The organism is Vibrio sp. 378 (genome assembly GCF_033339435.1).
This window is the reverse complement of sequence record NZ_JAWOUO010000691.1, coordinates 1-642: the sequence shown is the minus strand read 5'-3', so window position 1 is coordinate 642 and position 642 is coordinate 1. Positions and strand designations below refer to the sequence as shown.

General features: G+C 44.7%; 1 protein-coding gene. It reads left to right on the top strand.

The annotated features are described in order from the left end of the window. Nucleotides 1–107: 107 nt before the first annotated feature. Nucleotides 108–642 (top strand): nicotinamide riboside transporter PnuC (gene pnuC / locus R7Q48_RS28300; protein ID WP_318133641.1); only part of this gene is annotated, 535 nt, incomplete at its 3' end.

The following is a 642-nucleotide window of genomic DNA, read 5'->3' as shown; positions in this document are numbered from 1 at the left end:
CTGAATTATGATCGAGTGCATCAAGAGGAGGACAAATGTCCTCCTTTTTGTTTGTTGCTGCACCCTAATATGGGCGTATTCCAAACAAAATAATAAAGGACATCACCATGGACCTATTCGCCTTACTCGATATCAACAATACCCTCGTTAACATTCCGATTGGAGACGGCTACGCAATGAGCTGGATCGAAGCATTTGGAACCGTCTTTGGTCTGCTTTGCATTTGGTTTGCGAGCCAAGAGAAGACCATCAACTACGTATTCGGCTTACTGAATGTCACGCTTTTTGCTGTTATCTTTTTCCAAATTCAGTTGTACGGATTGCTACTTCTTCAACTGTTTTTCTTCTGCGCCAACATTTACGGTTGGTACGCATGGACTCGACCAAATGCACAAGGTGAAACGTTGGAAGTTCGTTGGCTTAGCAAGCAAAAGCTGATGGCGACTGCGGTTGTTTGTGTGGTCTCGATTGCATTGTTGACCATCTACATTGACCCATTCTTCTTCGCGCTAGCAAACATTGCTGTTGATAGCCTAAACATTTTCGGTGCAGGCCTGTCTGAGCCAGTACTTGAGCCTGATGCGTTCCCGTTCTGGGATGCAACCATGACAGTACTTTCTGTTGTTGCACAAATTCTGATGA